At 46.2% G+C, this 277-nt stretch carries 1 protein-coding gene; it reads right to left on the reverse strand.

Annotated features, from left to right (window positions below):
- The coding region (locus tag LKK83_RS00760) for a peptidase inhibitor family I36 protein (RefSeq protein WP_324628813.1) at positions 1 to 277 on the reverse strand (277 nt) is incomplete at both ends.

Raw genomic sequence — 277 nt, forward strand, 5'->3', positions numbered from 1 at the left:
TCGTGGCTTTTAAGGGCATCGCCCCACTTTTTTCTACCTTAATCGAAGAGGTAATGTCATTAAAATCATCACCCACCCAAGAGGTATCCTGAGTTAATACTTTGCTGCGTCCGGAAAAGTTCGCATGTTCGTACAGGGTCACTTTCAGTCCCGCAGGTACGCGCAACGAACTGAGGCGATCGTTGCCAATTTTCAAGCTGGCAATATTATAACTGCCTTCGGTTAGTTCTTGACTGGCTCCTTGGAAGTTCCCGTGTTCGTAAATCGTGGCTTTTAA

Origin of the sequence: Phormidium sp. CCY1219, assembly GCF_035615515.1 — a bacterium.
GTDB lineage: Bacteria > Cyanobacteriota > Cyanobacteriia > Cyanobacteriales > Laspinemataceae > CCY1219.